Raw genomic sequence first — 16747 nt, 5'->3', positions numbered from 1 at the left:
ACGATAAATATTGCTAAAAAAACACAACTCACTTCTTTTTAAAAAGCGAGTTGTGCCAAATAATTTATGATTTTTTAAGCCTGTAAATCGCTAGGCTCGTAAGGAAGATTCCTGCAAGCGAAGCAAGTCCCGCCGAGTCGCCTGTTGCAGGGAGCACGCCTTTGTTTCCTGCAGGAGTGGTTGAAGAAGGTTTTTCTTGAGGTTTCGTTTCCGTGCTCGTGACAAGTTCGCCGTCAGATTCTGGGGCTTCCGGCCTTTCTGGCTGCACTTCGGTCTCAGCCGCCTCGACCCGAACCGTGAATGCCGTGCTATTTCCAGTTTTGTCCGTCACGTGCACCGTAAGTTCATCGTCCGCCGCAAGCTTGAGCGATGAAACTGCTAATTTGAACGCGCCTGATGAGTCAGCTGTGCTAGAAACAGCAGGTGCAGCTTGGACACTTCGTTTTGCTAACGCTTGACCCGCTTTTTGAACAGTGAGCGTTGCCCCGCCAAGCGTGCTCCCAGTCAAAAATTCATCCTGATCTGTCAACTTGTCAAAATGAGTCGCATCCCGAATCGCTTTTATCGCTTCCTGAGCAAGCTGATCCGCTGATTTATACGTTTTCCGGCCTTCCTCTTTCGCCGTAATCAGCTTCCCTTGTGCAGTTTGATCCTTGATATATTGAATAAACGTTTCCGTGTCTGGATCAATGGCAGATACAAGTTTCCCTTTGGTAAACGCCGAGAAACCATCCCCGCCACCATAAAGGAAATCATTGATCACCACTTTATAAGACTTGTTTAAGTCAAGCGGCTCGCCATTTTGAGTCGTAACATTCGCGACCTTGTAAGCATGCTCGAGATCATCCGTATCCGTAAACGTATATTTCAATCCCGAAATCTGCAAGAAATAGCGCTCATCACTTAAGTATTGCTGATTCAGCGCTTCAAGAATCGTGGCCCCATCCAGTTCAACCACCTGTAAAATATTCCCAAAAGGCTGTACCGCTTGAGCTGCGCCCCAAGTGATTTGATTATTCGCATCCGTCACAAGATCTGCGCGGATACCGCCATTATTGGTCATCGCAAAATCCGCTTTTACGCCAGCTTTTTCAGCCATTTCCAGTTGCGCATCCGTAATCAAGTTACCAAGCGCAGATTCCTTCGCATCAATTGCTGCACCACTTTGATTGGTTTCTCGCGTGATCGTTCCATTATCCGTTTTTCCGATCGGTTCATTGATCGTATCCGCAATCCGGTCGGCCGCATCTTTCGTAATTGCCGTGATGGCGCCATCCGGTGTGACAGAACGCGAATTATATGTAATTTTCGCATCCGGTGTCTTCACAAAATCGCCCGTTGCCGGATCAATTTCCCCTGTAACATTTGAAAAAGCCTTGCCATTGTTATAACTTTGCACAATCCGCGTCGTTCCAACAACCCCGTTCGTGTATTGGTGGTTATGTCCCGCAAGAACAAGATCGACCGAGTTTTCCGGATCGAGCTGATTGACTTTCATTATCATATTAGCTGCCTCGCCGTTCACATCTTTCCCAGTGCCCGTGTTCGGATTCCCATCAGAAAGCGCGGGAACATGCGACAGAACAACAATCGCGTTTACCCCTTGATCACGCAATATTTTCGCATACTTCGCAACCGTTTCCGCTTCATCAAGAAAATCATAATCCTTGATATGATTAGCAAGCACCAAATTAGGAATCTCCGTTGTCACAATCCCAATAAAACCAACCTTTTCGCCGCCGACCGTTTGAATCGTATAAGGCTTAAAGCCCTCCGCTACATTTGTTGTTCCTTTATCGACCACATTTGCCGCGACAATTTCCATATTGCTTTTCACACGAGGATAACTTTCGACGATCGGTCCAAACTTGTCCGTCGAAACCCCATCCAAGATTCGCTTATATTCAGGAAGCCCCTCATCAAATTCGTGATTTCCGAGCGTCCCCACCTTGAACTGCATCGTATCGAGTGCCTTCATCGTCGGCTCATCTTGAAGCAGCCCCGAAACAGCTGGACTTGCCCCAACCATGTCACCCGCTTGCACACGAATCGAGTTGTCTGCCGTAGCACTCGGATTTTGCGCCAAAAAGTCCGCTGCCGCAAGATCCAAATTAGCAGAAAGATAATCCGCACCGCCGATTGCATTTCCGGCCGCATCTTTAGAAGCCGTGTCGAGCGCCCCATGAAAATCATTGATCCCTAAAAATTGAACAGGAACAAGCGGTTCAGCTGCCGCCACTTTGTTTCCATTAAACGGTAAAGCAATCCCCAAAACCAAACTTGTTGCGAGTAATAAATGTGCCATACTTTTCTTCCAGTTTTTCACAAGCATACTCTCCTTTTATCCCTTTTTTGTAAACGCTTAACAGCTACATTTTAGCAAAGAGAGCAGCCAATAACAATTAATAAAGAGTAAAAAAACTGTGAATTTTTTAAATATATAGCCAAGAAACTAGGGAAAAGCCTACAGCGAATAAATGTGAAAACTGGCCGTGAATTTAGACTTGTCCACTTGAATCCCAGCTTCCGCATTATCATAGCGATCCATGATTTTAAATAAAATCCCAAGACCACGCCCTTTATGCCCGGCCTTTGTCGTAAAACTTTTCTTCGTAACTCTATCCGTATCAATCGCGACAGCAGGATCAATCTGATTTTCGACGACAACATCCAAATGCCCATCCAAATGCGTAAGCTTCACTTGAATGAAAGGCTCCGGCACATTTAAAGAAGCTTCAAAGGCATTATCCAGTAAAATCGTAAAACTACGAATGAAGTCAATCAAATCAATGCCAACATAATTGATCGTATCCGGAACGACTAACGCATACGGAATGTTATATTGGTCCAGCTTTTCCATGTAGAGTTTCAATAACCCTTGAACAGGAGGGACACCAAGCTTCAACAATGCCGTTTCATTTTGATGAAAAACATTGTCATTGAAGTAACGCGTTTGTTGTTTAATCAAATCGAGCGCATCATCATTTTCTTGTTTCTTGATGTGAATAGCGAGAGAGAGCAAAATATTATGATAATCGTGCTTAAAATCATGTAAATTTTCAGCTTGTATATGGTAATAATCAGCTTGGCTAGCCAAATGATTTAGTTGTTCCTGGCTTAACTCGCTGCGAATAAAAAAAGCTGTGAAAATGATGCTGTTCGTTGAGTAAAGGAAAATAATGAGAGAACTGTAAAAACTGCCGAATGTGGTTGGCCACGGATAGAAAAAGTGAATCGCATTGACGATGAAAAGGCCTGTGACGAGGATAAATGAAAATAGATAATATTTTTTTACAAGATGGTCGAACATCTCATAAAAATTAAAGCGGTTCAGTAGGTGGCGAATCAAGAAAGAAAAAAGCACAGTCAAAAGAATATTGATCAAGGCAAGGACAAGCGGTGGCTCGGTCCAAAATAATTGTGAAAAATCAAATGTTATAAACCAAATGAAACCGTTCATCGTGTATACAGTAATTAATAAAATCGCAGATAGAAGCCACTTTTTGGTAAAAAGATAGAAATTTGTGAAGACAAGTAGAAAAACAAGCGCGAGAGCCAAGCTTATCGAGAAGAAAGCGCGAAAAAGATAAAGTATAGCAAAAAGTGCTGTAATCGATAAGAGCATCATAGCAGTTTGCCGCTTATTTAAAAGAAGGTTGTAACTTAGAAGAAAAATAATGAAGAGTAGATTTAACATGTAATTGATTTCACTAATTAACAAGCAATCTCCTCCTTTAACTTAATAGTATTCTTCAAAAGCATCAGTTATTTTTTTGATGATACGCTTGCTGACAACAATCTCATAACCGGAACGAAAGAGTACATAACCCGACTTTTTTTCAATCGATTGAATGTGATTGAGATTCAGAATATATGATTTTAAATTAGTCATCATAAAAGGCGCCGTTAGTTGTGGCGCAATTTTACTGATAGAATTCCGAAAAATAATGTTTTCGCGTAACGTATGCAAGCTAAGATAGCCGCGCTGATGTGGAATGCTTTCGATCAAGATAATGTCGTTTATATCAATAAAGTGAGAGAGATTCCCTTGTTTGATTTCAAAAACACTTGAATGCGATTGCGCTTCTGAAATCAGCTTTTGCGCAACTTCGATAACTTGTTCTTCAACATTTTCAATTCTTTCGGGATCTTTCAGAATATAACCGGCAGGAAGAATACCACGATTGATGATTTCTTCTGCTTTTTGCGCATCTCCAGTGATGAAATAAATAGAGCAATGCGCATTTTGTTTGCGAATCGCTTCCGCTAAATCGACGCCATTCATTCGTGTCTTAAAATCAATATCAAGCAAAAAAGCATCCGTTCGTTTAAGACGATCTATTTTGTGGACATTCAGAAACTCATCTGCATTTAAAAAAGATTCGATTTCGACCGTTATTGGGCGATGTTCTAAAAATTTAGTGAGCGTCTTTTCTAAATAATCTTTCTGCAAAAAGTTGTCTTCGATAATAAACAATCTCAATTTAATCACCTCGAAAAATGACGATAAGTGCCAAATCATGGTTGCAATGTTCTCCAATGAGATAGAAAACATACTATCATTAAAATAGAAAATGTAAAATATTTTATATTAAAACAGTCATAAAATCGTCAAAAATCGCTAGGGTTATGCACAAAATTTTACTTTGTTTTGCATCAACAATAAGAAAGATAACGATTATACTTTAATATAGCAAAGAAATTCTACGAAAACAATACTATCCAGCTGCTTAACCCACAATAAGATTGATAAAAGCATTGGGGTGTGATTATGGAGTATTTAGATTACTACCAGATATTAAAAAAAGACAGTTTTATCGAAAATATAATTCGTGAACAACTAACAGGACAAAAAAAGCAAATCAAGCCAGGAGAACGAATTTTTCTTGAGAAAGATCGCATTTTACTGATTGATCGAGGGGCCCTTGTTTTGTGTAGTGGAAATACTTTTCTTCGTAGCTTTAAAACAAATGATTACCTTCATGCGATTGACCCACAAAAAGATCAAGGAGATAGGAAGATACTACTAGAAGCGATGGAACACACTATTTTACGTGAATATTGCGCTCAAGAGTTCTTGCAATTTTTAGAGCAAAAACAACTCCTTAGCAACTTCTTTTTACAGGAATTAGAAAAAGCCCAAAAATGGTCATATATGCAAGCAAATCGAATTATCATTTCAACAGAAGAACGAGTAATTTCTGTTTTACAAGAATTAGTAGAACGGTTTGGAAAAGAGGTTGCACATGGGAAAGTGATTTTGCCTAAATGGATCAAAATCGTCACTCTGGCAAAATTAAGTGGCTGTTCACGAAATATGGCCTCACGAAGTATCCAGTATTTAAAAAAACAAGGAATCCTTACGCAAGAAAAAAGCTTGTGGGAAATTAATGAGAAAGCATTAGCCAATTTATACTATTAGTAAGTAAAATAACAACTGAATTTTCAGATTTTTAAATAACGCATGCAAAGAATCTTTAAGATAAAGGGGGATTTAAATGAAAAAAGTATGCTACCTTATCGTTTGTTTAGTAGTAATTTGCCTTATATATCCCAAGGAATCATTAGCCGAAAATAAACCTTCCGAGATGGCTTATTATGTGGAAGCAATTATTCCGAGTAACCAAATAGACCAGACCAAAACTTATTTCGACCTTCTAGTAAAGCCTGGCGAGCGGCAAACTCTCCAACTACGCGTGCATAATGCGAGAAGCGAAGAATTAACCCTCGAAATTAAACCACATACAGCTCGTACAGGAACTGGGGGAGATATTGACTACAGTGGAGACAAAGAAAGTCCTCTTGCTGCAAGTTTATCCTATTCAATTGAAGAGCTGCTTGATGGAGAAGAACAAGTAACCCTTGAGCCGAATGAAACGAGAACTCTTTCATTCGTGTTAAAAGTTCCAGATAAAACATTCCATGGCGTTTTGCTCGGTGGATTTTATATCCATGAAAAAAAGCAAAGCGAGCAAGTGGAACCTAAAAAAGAAGGCGTTTCAATCAAAAATCAATATGCTTATGTGATTGGCTGCCAAGTGCGGATGGATAGCGAAGAGGAGCAGCAACAATTCACTTTGGAAACGCCCAAATTAACAAAATGGAATGACTTGCCAGCGATTCATGCGGGGCTTACGAATGAAGCTTCTCGGATTCTTTCGAAGTATCAGCTGCAAGGAGAGATTCGAAACCGTTCGGGCAAGAAAATACAAAAAATCAAGAAGCAGACATTTTCAATGGCGCCAGACTCGGTTTATCGATTGATGAGCAAAGTGAGTCTAGCTGATTTTCCAAGCGGGAAGTACAGCTATTTCCTGACCATTAAAGGAGAAAATGAAGTTTGGCATCTAAAAAAGGATTTTATGATTTCAAGCGATCAAATTAAGCAAGTTCAAACGGCTAAGGAAACAAATGGCCATCGTTTTCTAAGTATCCTGATTATTAGTCTCATCGCGCTTTTGTTTCTTGCCATCGTTGTTTTTATCTTAATAAAAAGGAGAAGGAAAAATGAATCGAGCAGCTAAATGGTTGGTTTGTGTAGGCTTTGTCTTTGGCTGTATCACTGCATCTGAGATAAAAGTAAACGCGGCGGCGGAACCACCTGCTCATATTAAAAAAATGGATGGCATCTTTGAAGTGAAAGAAGGTTCTGCTTCTTCGGTGGATGAAAATGGCGTCGTCACGATTACACCGAACACTAGTAATTCAGTTGGCACAATTTGGAGCACGGAAAATAATTTACTCGACTTTACGAAAAGTTTTCATTTGTCTACGTACCTTTATTTTGGTGAAAATGTGGCGAATGTAGGCGATGGTATGGCGCTAGTATTTCAAGCGGCAACGGATTCACCAACATGGTTTACGCATAATTCACTATCTATTGGTTATCTGGGTGATCAGCGTAATGATACATCTATTGGTATACCGAATAGTTTGGCGATCGAATTTGACTTATATAATAACCAAACGGATTCAGATGGCTGGTTTGATCAAAATGTACCGACAACCAATAAAGGGCAGCATATCGCTTATACCTGGCCAGGGGATTTGACTGAATACACGAGTTGGTGGGCTTGGTTTAATACACAACGGTCCATTCTTCACCATGATCCGCTTAGTTATCTTTTGACAGATGATAAGTGGATTCGACTGGATGTGGACTGGAATGTGGAAAGTCAGGTATTTCAATATGTCATCGATAACTCGACTATAGTTAACGTTCCTTATGAAGATTTATATAATCGCGTGTTATCAACTAATACGAAGGCTTACTGGGGCTTTACGGGGGCAACGGGAAACTATGCTGCTCCACAAAAGGTCGTTTTTCAAGAAGTCCCCAATTTGGTTGAAGTCGATCCAAAGATTGAAGTCTATAATGAAACGCGCGATCAAGCAGTTGTAGACGAAGGTGATGTGTATACGGATGAAACTTTGCGATTCGATTATTCAGTGGAATATCTTGACGGGAAACAAACTTGGAATAGTGTAAAAGCAGCTTTGACAGGAGATCCCAATTTTGTATTGGAGCCAGGGAGTATTACCGTAACAGCAGTGATTGGCGGACAAAATCAAAGTTACCTGATGGATGACTCAGCGCTCGTGGATGGCATTTTGAATTTTCCTGTTGGTACAGCAAATGGACCGACTTTTGGACTTGAAGGGAATTTTCCTTCCAAAATGATTATTTCTTATCAAGGTCATTTTAAAGCAGATACTCCTGCGGAACCCGTTGTATTATCAGCTCAGTATAACGGTGATAATGCGTTTGTTTCTTCGCCTAATTTTACGCTACACCCCAAATCAAGTGCCGCGCCGCAAATTAGGTTTTCTGAAAATCAGAATTGGCAAGTGCTGGATACGGATGAAAGGAAAAGCATCTCGGGAAGTTTTACCGATCCGAATAAAGGAAGCTTGAATTTGGATTATTACTTGGACGGAGAGAAGATTCATCAAGAGCAGGTAGATAGCACATCAGGAAGCGGCGAGTGGAGTTTGGAGCTTTCAGCGGAACAAGTGAGAGAGCTCGCAAACGGCGAACATGAAATCAAAGTGACTGCGACAAATTTGGTCAGCCAAAGTGCTACGATTCAAGCGGCTATAACTAAATATAGCGTTCCAGCCATTGAAGAGTTTGGGCTTGAAAATGAAGCGGAAACAATTATTAAGGGAGGTGATGTGAGCTTTCACGTAGCTTTTCGAGATGGAGACAGCAGTCGCGTGCAGTTTTTTTATCAGTTAGACGGGGCGGCACCAGTTGAAATTGGTACGCAAGAAAATTTAACACCTGGTGAGTTGCAAAGCTTTAATTGGAAATTGAGCACAAATGAACTCGCGATTGGCGAGCATACAGTGACGCTTTACGCGATTGATAGCGAAGGAATAGCCTCTAAAGAGGTTCAGCTTGTTTTTGCAGTGGATGGTAAAGTTTCGTTTTATGAGGCTCCACAAGATTTTACTTTGGAGACAGCACTTCCTAAGAAAAAGAAACGGGTAAAGGTAGAACTTAGTCCGATTCAAATTGAAGATAATCGAATTCAAAAGTCCAATGTTAAGCTTCATGTGAGGCTTACTCAGTCAGAAGATGGAGCGGAAGCTGGATTTCATAGCGCTTCAGGTTATCAGTTGCCAAGCGATGTGTTTCGTTATCGCGATGGAATAGGTGAAGAGCATGTGATTAATGAAGCAGGTGCAGATTTGTCACAAACTAATTCGCAGGAAATGATGGAAGTGGATCAAAAGGGCGAAGCTGGTTTTTATTTGGAACTAGCACCCTGGCTACATGCTGAAACCTATCAAGCGATCATTGAGTGGCAATTGATTGAAGCGCCTTAAGGTGAATAAAAAGGAGAGAGAAATATTGAAAAAAGAGTTATTGATTGCAAGTCTAGCAAGTTGTGTAGTTCTAACAAGTGGGGGTATTCAAGTATTGGCAGAAGATGTAAAAGGAGCTACGACTTCTGGAACAGTCAAGCTAATCAGCCCAACTGGGGAAGTAACACCACTAGATCCAGAAGAAACAGTGACTCCAGAAGATGGGAAGGAAACCGGAAATGAAGGTCCGTTAAGTATCGATTACGTTCCGAATTTTCTTTTTGGAGAGGTAGAGATTTCTGGTTCTACATTGACTTTACCAGATTTAAACTCTAATCCACTTGTTCAAGTGACAGACAACCGCGGAAGTGGAGCAGGGTGGACCTTAAAGCTTAGTGCAACGCCTTTCATCAACAACGAAGATGAAACGAAGCAATTAACAGGCACAACACTTAGTATTGGTGGAATCACACCAGAAGCTGTAGATGAAACCAATACATCTACTGCACCAACACCGTCTGCTCAAACTTATGGAGTGAGTGATACATCCGCTAAAACATTACTACGAGCTGGAGCAGATGCAGGAATGGGAAGCTGGAAGGGGAAATTTAAAACGAGCGACGGAGCGAACTCGGTTTCGCTAACGATTCCTGCAGGAAATAAAGTTGGTTCTTATACAAGTACACTCACTTGGTCGCTTGCAAACGCACCAGAATAAAAAAGAAGGCGGATCGATTGATTCGCCTTCTTTTGTGTTTAGTTCATGGTTTGGTTTGAAGCATCTTTTACAACAACATCGTGCGCGCCGCCTTCAACAATGGAAGTCGCCGAAACGAGTGTGATTTTCGCTTTTTGTTGTAATTCAGGAATCGTGAGCGCGCCGCAGTTACACATTGTGGAACGAACTTTGTTTAAGCTGATCGCCACATTGTCTTTTAACGAACCAGCATAAGGAACGTAAGAATCTACGCCTTCTTCAAATGAAAGCTTCTTATCGCCGCCCATGTCATAACGTTGCCAGTTGCGCGCGCGGTTAGCGCCTTCGCCCCAATATTCTTTCATGTACGTGCCGTTTAAGTTGACTTTGTTTGTTGGGCTTTCATCAAATCTTGAGAAGTAACGTCCAAGCATGATGAAATCTGCGCCCATTGCAAGTGCAAGCGTCATGTGGTAATCATAAACAATCCCGCCATCGGAACAAATCGGAATGTAGATACCTGTTTCTTCAAAGTACTCATCGCGTGCTTTAGCCACATCAATGACAGCAGTTGCTTGCCCGCGCCCAATTCCTTTTTGCTCACGCGTGATACAGATAGAACCGCCGCCAACACCGACTTTCACGAAATCGGCACCAGCTTCAGCAAGGAAGCGGAAACCATCGCGATCCACAACATTTCCTGCGCCAACTTTTACTGTATCGCCGTATTTGCCGCGAATCCAGTCTAGCGTGCGCTTTTGCCACTCAGTGAATCCTTCTGACGAGTCGATACAAAGAATGTCAGCCCCAGCTTCAACGAGTGCGGGCACACGTTCCTCGTAGTCACGTGTGTTGATTCCTGCACCAACAACATAACTTTTGTTTTTATCGAGCAATTCAAGTTGGTTTTCTTTATTGGAATCATAGTCTTTGCGGAAAACGAAATAAGCTAAATGATTTTTTTCATCGACTAATGGGAGAGCGTTCAGTTTATTGTCCCAGATGATGTTGTTTGCTTCTTTTAGCGTTGTTGTTGCTTGAGCAGTGATTAGTTTTTCGAACGGGGTCATGAAGTCACGAACAACTTCGTCTGGGCTCATGCGCGTTACGCGGTAATCACGGCTTGTGACAACGCCGAGTAATTTTCCGTTAGGGCTGCCGTCTTCTGTTACAGCCATTGTGGAGTGTCCTGTCTTTTCTTTCAAGTCAAGAACATCTTGCAGTGTTTGATCAGGACGGATATTGGAGTCGCTCACAACAAAACCAGCTTTATGATTTTTCACACGTGCAACCATTTTTGCTTCGCTTTCAATGGATTGTGATCCATAAATGAACGAAACGCCGCCTTCTTTAGCAAGTGCAATCCCCATCTCATCGCCCGAAACAGCTTGCATGATCGCAGAAACTAACGGGATGTTCATCGTAAGCTCAGGTTCTTCACCTCTTTTAAACTTTACAATTGGTGTCTTCAGATCCACCTTTGTTGGAATACATTCGGAAGAGGAATACCCAGGAACGAGTAAAAATTCACTAAACGTACGAGACGGTTCACTAAAATAAAATGCCAAAGCAAAACACTCCTTTTTAAGTTTTAAATACTTTCATTATTCCAGTAACCGGGCATAATGTCAATGCCTTCGCTTGATTTTCAGAAAAGAAAGCGAAAAAGCATTTAAATCCACAAAATCGTTATGTTACAATGGAAACACTAACCAAGAAAGTGGGACTGCAAATGATCAATTATTATGGTTTTTTGTTTTTAGTTATCATGCTCATTTTGGTTCCTGGACCAGATTATGTCATCATTACGAAAAACACCTTAGCTTCGGGCGCGAAAAGCGGGTTTCAAACGGTTCTTGGGACGGTTTCGGCACTTCTTTGCCACACCATATTTGCGGTTGTCGGGTTGTCTGCTTTGATTGTCAAATCTGCTTTTTTATTTAATGGACTTAAATATATAGGGGCTATTTATTTGATTTATTTAGGCGTTAAAAGCTTGTTCGCAAAAGATAGTCTTGTGTTAGCGAATGATAAAGCGAGCGAGACGAGAAATGCTTATAAACAAGGACTTGTTACGAACTTATTCAACCCAAAAGTGGCCGTTTTCTTTTTAACTTTTTTACCACAATTTATTGCGAAAGGAAACACGAGCTTTCTCCCATTTGCGGAACTTGGATTGACTTATGTTGTCTTGACGCTTGTGATTTACTGCGTCTATGTTCAATTTTTAGCGAAGGTTCGCCGATTTATGGAAAGCCCGCGTGTGCAAAAAGCGATCAATAAAATTTCAGGCGTCATTTTAATAGCTTTTGGAATAAAGTTGCTCACGGAAAAAGCCTAAAAAAAGCAGAAACCGCTGGACTCGCCTAATTGAAAAGGCAAGCCCACTTGGTTTCTGCTTTTTAGTTTTATTCGGCGGAATCTTTTTCTGGGAACATAAATACAATCAACATTCCCAGTGCGACTTGCGTGATGCCCATCGCAGTTTCTTTACCATTCCACGCTTCGGATTGCCACATGGCGAACCATTCGGAGCCGATTACGACGAAGCCCACATACCAAATTAGGAAAATGAGGATGAACATCAGATAGCCGGACCACTTGCGTGATTTAAACTCGGCTGCTGGTTTCTTGTAAGCCCGCAATAGGTTGATCGCCGTAAACCAGCCAAGGAAAGCGACGATGCCTTCTGCGATGATAATTCCCCAGTAGGCGATAAGCCAGATTGTGTGATTGTCGATCGAACGCCACATCAAATCGTTCCCCTTGAACGTTGTGTCCATCGAAAGGACGTGACGAACAAATTCATAATTGGAATTGAAATCCATCAAATTCCCCAAAAAGACAAATGTTGCAAAGAAGCCAAATAAAAATACAACAATGATTTGCATGATTCTTTGCCAGTTTAATGATTGCATAATAATTCCTCCTTTATTCATTACCTAATTGAGATTAGAACAAATTTAGACGGTAAAAGCGGAACTAAGTACCGATTATTAAAGAAAATAATGTCTAATATGTGAATACCCGTTTTTATTTGGCGTAAGCATTTTGATTCGCTATACTAGAATGGATGAGGAGGCAAAAGCGATGAACTGGCAAGAATTAATCAATGAAGAAAAACAAAAACCTTATTTTCAGGAACTGACAACCTTTGTAGACCAGGCTTACCAAACAGAAACCGTTTATCCTGCAAAAGAAGAGATTTACCGGGCTCTCGAGCTCACCCCTTATGAAGATGTCAAAGTGGTTTTGCTTGGTCAAGACCCGTATCACGGCGAAGCGCAGGCACATGGTTTGAGCTTTTCAGTAGCCTCGGGCGAAGCCAAATTCCCGCCATCTCTCCGAAATATATTCAAAGAATTGGAAAGCGACCTCGGCATTAAGCGCACGAAACGCGATTTAACGGATTGGGCAGAGCAAGGCATTTTGTTACTTAATACCGTTTTGACCGTTGATGCCGTCAAAAAAGCTGGATCGCACCGCAAGAAAGGGTGGGAAACCTTTACCGACCAAATCATTCGGAGCTTGAACGACCGAGAAAAGCCTGTCATTTTTGTACTTTGGGGAAATGACGCGAAAAAGAAGGCTGCGCTTATAACAAACCCGCAGCATAAAATCCTGACGGGCGTTCATCCGAGCCCGCTTTCGGCGAATCGCGGCTTTTTTGGCAGCAAACCGTTTAGTCAGATCAACGACTTATTGGAAGAACTAGGGGAAAAGAAAATAAATTGGTGAAGCAAGAAACGAGGCGTTTGGTTAAGCTGCTTGAGGTGGTTTAGTCGAACGCCTCGTTTCTAGTTTACGAACGAATGTTCTTGTGGTAAGCTTGTAGAAAACGGAACGAGTGGTTGATGTGGCAGAAGTGCGAATTTCGGTGCGGCATTTGGTGGAGTTTGTGAAGAAATCGGGTAGCATTGACAGCCGGATGAGCGAGCCAGACCGGGCGGTTTTAGGAACGAAAATCCATAAAAAACTTCAAAAAGAAGCGGGAGAAGGCTACGAAAGCGAGGTCCCGCTTGCCTTTGAATGCGAAGAAAAGGGAATCCAATTTTGCATCCACGGCCGCGCTGACGGGATCGTGGACGGGGAACTGATCGATGAAATTAAAACGACTCATGTGGCGACGGTGGATTTTGAAGGCGAGGGAGCCGAGGTTCACTGGGCGCAGGCGATTTTGTATGGCTATTTTTATGCGGTGCAAGAAGGAAAAGAAAGCATTCGCATACAGCTCACCTATTTTCATCTCGAAGAAGAGGCGATTTCACGATTCGAACGTACGATGACGCTTGCTGAAATGGCGCAATTCTTCAAGGAAATCATCGAGGAGTTTGCTGAGTTTGCCAAGTTGATGCACGACTTTCGAGCGGTGCGAAAAGAAACGATCCAACATATCGAGTTTCCATATCCAGCCTACCGCAAAGGACAGCGCGAACTTTCGATTGCGGTTTACAGAACGATCACAGCGGAAGAAAAGCTGTTTTGCGAAGCTCCAACTGGGATTGGCAAGACGATTTCAACGCTTTTTCCGGCCATCAAAGCCATCGGAGAAGATAAAACGGAGAAGATTTTTTATTTAACGGCTAAAACGGCGACGCGCCAAGTGGCTGAAGATGCAGTTCAAGAATTGCGGCGCCAAAAATTGCGACTCAAAAGCACGACGATCACAGCGAAAGACAAGATTTGCTTTTTGACCGAGCGGCGCTGCAATCCAGAGGACTGTGAGTTTGCCCGCGGCTATTTTGACCGGATTAACTTAGCGCTGTTTGACTTATTGAAACATGAAGATTTACTTTCAAGAGAAGTCATTGAAGCTTACGCGCGAAAGCACACCGTTTGCCCGTTTGAATTGTCGCTTGATGCCGCGCTTTTTTCAGATTTGATCATTTGTGATTACAATTATGTCTTTGATCCAACCGTTTATTTGCGGCGCTTTTTTGCAGATGCGAAAGGGCGTTACACATTTTTGATCGATGAAGCGCATAACCTCGTGGATCGGGCGAAAGAAATGTACTCAGCGGCGCTATCTAAGCGGCAAGTTTTGGATGTGTTGCGGCAAGTCCCCAAAGAAGACCGCAAACTTCATCGCGCGCTTGACCAGTTGAATAAACAAATGCTACAAATCGGCAAAGAAGTCGAACCAGAGACAGGGGAATTGGTACAAAAAGAAGCGTTAAAAACGTTCAATGAAAAAGTGTATGCGTTTAATGAAATCGCGCAAGAATGGCTCGGGAAGCATACCCCAACTAATACGCATCAAGCCGTATTGGAATTGTTTTTTGAAGCGCGGTCTTACGGAAAGATCGCAGAATTTTACGATGAACATTATCAAACCTTGGTGGAGGCAAAAAAAGATACCCAAATCAAACAGCTTTGCTTGGATCCATCGAAGCTGCTCGCGGAACGGATGGCGCTTGGAACTGGAAGCATTTTGTTTTCGGCTACTTTTTCCCCGCTCGCCTACTATACGAAGTTGCTTGGCGGCGAAGCGGATACAAGTCGATTGAGCTTCCCTTCGCCATTTCGGATGGAACACTTGCAAGTTTTAACACTATCCTATATTGATACCCGCTTTAAAGGGCGCGCGTCTAGCTATGCTTCCATTGCAGAAGCGCTTTTTGAGATGGTCGAAGCAAAGCGTGGCAATTATTTATTTTTCTTCCCATCTTATGCCTATATGGAAGAAGTTTATCGCCGCTTTTCGGATGCCCATCCAGATCTTGAAACGCGAATTCAAGAAGCCAACATGCCAGAAGAAGCGCGAACGGAATTTGTGGATGCGTTTCAGGAAGGGCGCGAAGTAGTGGGATTTGCCATTTTAGGCGGCGTTTTTTCAGAAGGTGTGGATTTAAAAGGCGCGCGGCTGATCGGAACCGCGATTGTGAGTGTCGGTTTGGCGCAGCCAAACCGAGCGCTTGATCTTGTGAAGGATTATTTTGATGAACGCGAGGCGGCATCAGGGTTTCGCTATGCTTACCAGATTCCTGGCATGAACAAGGTGCTTCAAGCGGCGGGACGAGTGATCCGCGGCGAACAAGACCGCGGCATCGTGCTTTTAATTGATCAGCGTTTTAATGAGCCGCGCTACGTAAGCGAATTCCCGAGGCACTGGCAAAACTGGAAATCCGTTTCTAGCCCAAAGGTTTTGAAACAGGAACTTGCGCGCTTTTGGAACTTCGCGTACACTTTAGAGGACGATTTTTTTGGGAGAGGAGCAGGCGGAAAGCGATGATTAAACTGGTAGCAATTGATATTGACGGCACGCTTTTAAACGATCAGCATGAAATTACGGAGGACGTGAAGCGAGCGATCGTGGAAGCGAAAAACCGGGGCATAAAGCCGGTGCTTTGCACGGGACGACCGCTTGATGGGATCCATCAAAGTCTTGCGACGCCTGATTTATTCGAGGGTGGCGACGTGGCGATCACGATGAATGGAGCGATGACGCTTGAAACGAAAACAAGGCGAGTTGTGGCGGATCAGGCACTTAATAAAGCCGATTTAGAAGTGATTTTCGATTTTTGTGATGCACATTCGGCTCATGTGACGTACTTTGATGCAGAAAAAATGTACGTGCCGCATCGCGAAATTTCAATATTGACGGCGCGCGATTCACTGCTTTTGAATATGCCGCTTTACTCGCAGCTCGTAAGTGAAGCAAGTGATGCGATCCGAATTCCGAAAGTGATGCTGCTTGATGAATCAGAGAAAATTGAAGAAGTGATGGCGGCGCTAACGGATGAACTCAAAGAACGCTACTACATTGTCCGGAGTGTGCCTTATAATTTAGAGTTTTTGCATAAACACGTAAGTAAAGGAGCCGCATTACAAGCTCTTAGTGAAAAACTAGGGATTTTGCCTAGCGAAGTGATGTGCCTAGGCGATGCCGAAAACGATGTGTCGATGTTCGAATTTGCGGGCCTACCGGTTGCGATGGGAAATGCGACAGAAAAAATAAAAAGCTTGTCGCGCCACATCACGAAAACGAATAACGAAGACGGTGTCGCCTACGCGCTTCGAACTTGGGGAGTTTGATGTTTTTTTCTAAGAAAGATGTTTTGTTTTCTGAGGATAAGGGAAGATTAAAATAACAAGAATGATTAATCAAAATAAAAGAACAGAAACTGCTAAATGAATCCACCTATAAAATGGAGTCCAAGCAATTCTGTTCTTTTTTGTATTTAGCAGCTTACTTTCTAAGTATTGCAGTGGTGTGAGTGTACGAATCAGTCTACAGAT

At 42.4% G+C, this 16747-nt stretch carries 13 protein-coding genes; 8 read left to right on the top strand and 5 right to left on the bottom strand.

All coding sequences use genetic code 11. The features are described from left to right. Positions 1–64 precede the first annotated feature (64 nt). The 3 genes from UR08_RS09505 to UR08_RS09495 all read right to left on the bottom strand — a co-directional run bounded on the left by UR08_RS09505 (position 65) and on the right by UR08_RS09495 (position 4483). Positions 65–2332 carry a bifunctional metallophosphatase/5'-nucleotidase gene (locus tag UR08_RS09505; RefSeq protein WP_115753407.1) on the bottom strand — a complete coding sequence of 756 codons (2268 nt, stop codon included), beginning with the start codon at positions 2330–2332 and terminating at the stop codon, positions 65–67. Positions 2333–2464: 132 nt separating this feature from the next. Further along, positions 2465–3721, bottom strand: coding sequence for a GHKL domain-containing protein (locus tag UR08_RS09500; RefSeq protein WP_115753406.1), 1257 nt, complete (start codon positions 3719–3721; stop codon positions 2465–2467). A gap of 18 nt (positions 3722–3739) precedes the next feature. Beyond that, entirely contained in the window at positions 3740–4483 is a 744-nt protein-coding gene (locus UR08_RS09495; protein ID WP_165849975.1) for a LytR/AlgR family response regulator transcription factor, read from the bottom strand. A gap of 288 nt (positions 4484–4771) precedes the next feature. On the opposite strand from UR08_RS09495, the gene UR08_RS09490 reads away from it, so the two are divergent. The 4 genes from UR08_RS09490 (at position 4772) to UR08_RS09475 (ending at position 9529) form a co-directional block, all read left to right on the top strand. After that, positions 4772–5422: a cyclic nucleotide-binding domain-containing protein gene (locus tag UR08_RS09490; protein ID WP_115753404.1), complete on the top strand. Its 651-nt coding sequence runs from the start codon at positions 4772–4774 to the stop codon at positions 5420–5422. 76 nt (positions 5423–5498) lie between these two features. Beyond that, positions 5499–6524 carry a DUF916 domain-containing protein gene (locus UR08_RS09485; protein WP_115753403.1) on the top strand — a complete coding sequence of 342 codons (1026 nt, stop codon included), beginning with the start codon at positions 5499–5501 and terminating at the stop codon, positions 6522–6524. Further along, positions 6508–8832 (top strand): L-type lectin-domain containing protein, encoded by a 2325-nt coding sequence (locus tag UR08_RS09480; protein WP_115753402.1) that lies wholly within the window; start codon positions 6508–6510, stop codon positions 8830–8832. The genes UR08_RS09485 and UR08_RS09480 overlap by 17 nt, the downstream gene beginning before the upstream one ends. Before the next feature lie 25 nt (positions 8833–8857). Further along, on the top strand, positions 8858–9529 hold the full coding sequence (locus UR08_RS09475) for a WxL domain-containing protein (protein WP_240616062.1): 672 nt from the start codon (positions 8858–8860) through the stop codon (positions 9527–9529). A 38-nt stretch (positions 9530–9567) separates the two neighbouring features. On the opposite strand, the gene UR08_RS09470 is transcribed toward UR08_RS09475, so the two are convergent. Further along, on the bottom strand, positions 9568–11076 hold the full coding sequence (locus UR08_RS09470) for an IMP dehydrogenase (RefSeq protein ID WP_115753401.1): 1509 nt from the start codon (positions 11074–11076) through the stop codon (positions 9568–9570). 164 nt (positions 11077–11240) lie between these two features. Between UR08_RS09470 and UR08_RS09465 the strand changes: the two genes are divergently transcribed. Further along, positions 11241–11849: a LysE family translocator gene (locus UR08_RS09465; protein WP_115753400.1), complete on the top strand. Its 609-nt coding sequence runs from the start codon at positions 11241–11243 to the stop codon at positions 11847–11849. Between the two features lie 67 nt (positions 11850–11916). Here UR08_RS09465 and UR08_RS09460 read toward each other — a convergent pair whose 3' ends face one another. Beyond that, positions 11917–12426: a DUF2165 family protein gene (locus UR08_RS09460; protein ID WP_240616061.1), complete on the bottom strand. Its 510-nt coding sequence runs from the start codon at positions 12424–12426 to the stop codon at positions 11917–11919. A 172-nt stretch (positions 12427–12598) separates the two neighbouring features. On the opposite strand from UR08_RS09460, the gene UR08_RS09455 reads away from it, so the two are divergent. The 3 genes from UR08_RS09455 (at position 12599) to UR08_RS09445 (ending at position 16543) form a co-directional block, all read left to right on the top strand. Next, entirely contained in the window at positions 12599–13246 is a 648-nt protein-coding gene (locus UR08_RS09455; RefSeq protein ID WP_115753399.1) for a uracil-DNA glycosylase, read from the top strand. Positions 13247–13364: 118 nt separating this feature from the next. Continuing rightward, on the top strand, positions 13365–15740 hold the full coding sequence (locus UR08_RS09450; protein ID WP_115753774.1) for an ATP-dependent DNA helicase: 2376 nt from the start codon (positions 13365–13367) through the stop codon (positions 15738–15740). Continuing rightward, positions 15737–16543: a Cof-type HAD-IIB family hydrolase gene (locus UR08_RS09445; protein WP_115753398.1), complete on the top strand. Its 807-nt coding sequence runs from the start codon at positions 15737–15739 to the stop codon at positions 16541–16543. The genes UR08_RS09450 and UR08_RS09445 overlap by 4 nt, the downstream gene beginning before the upstream one ends. Positions 16544–16747: the final 204 nt, after the last annotated feature.

The sequence above is a fragment of the Listeria kieliensis genome, assembly GCF_003369925.1.
GTDB classification, from domain to species: Bacteria; Bacillota; Bacilli; order Lactobacillales; family Listeriaceae; genus Listeria; species Listeria kieliensis_A.
Note: the sequence above shows the minus strand (reverse complement) of the source record. Positions and strands in the feature narration are given on the sequence as shown.

Bases quoted from the DNA above. Each gene is read 5' to 3' on its own strand.
- UR08_RS09505 (WP_115753407.1), bottom strand. From the start codon at position 2,332: ATGCTTGTGAAAAACTGGAAGAAAAGTATGGCACATTTATTACTCGCA.
- UR08_RS09455 (WP_115753399.1), top strand. From the start codon at position 12,599: ATGAACTGGCAAGAATTAATCAATGAAGAAAAACAAAAACCTTATTTT.
- UR08_RS09480 (WP_115753402.1), top strand. From the start codon at position 6,508: ATGAATCGAGCAGCTAAATGGTTGGTTTGTGTAGGCTTTGTCTTTGGC.
- UR08_RS09465 (WP_115753400.1), top strand. From the start codon at position 11,241: ATGATCAATTATTATGGTTTTTTGTTTTTAGTTATCATGCTCATTTTG.
- UR08_RS09460 (WP_240616061.1), bottom strand. From the start codon at position 12,426: ATGCAATCATTAAACTGGCAAAGAATCATGCAAATCATTGTTGTATTT.
- UR08_RS09485 (WP_115753403.1), top strand. From the start codon at position 5,499: ATGAAAAAAGTATGCTACCTTATCGTTTGTTTAGTAGTAATTTGCCTT.
- UR08_RS09445 (WP_115753398.1), top strand. From the start codon at position 15,737: ATGATTAAACTGGTAGCAATTGATATTGACGGCACGCTTTTAAACGAT.
- UR08_RS09490 (WP_115753404.1), top strand. From the start codon at position 4,772: ATGGAGTATTTAGATTACTACCAGATATTAAAAAAAGACAGTTTTATC.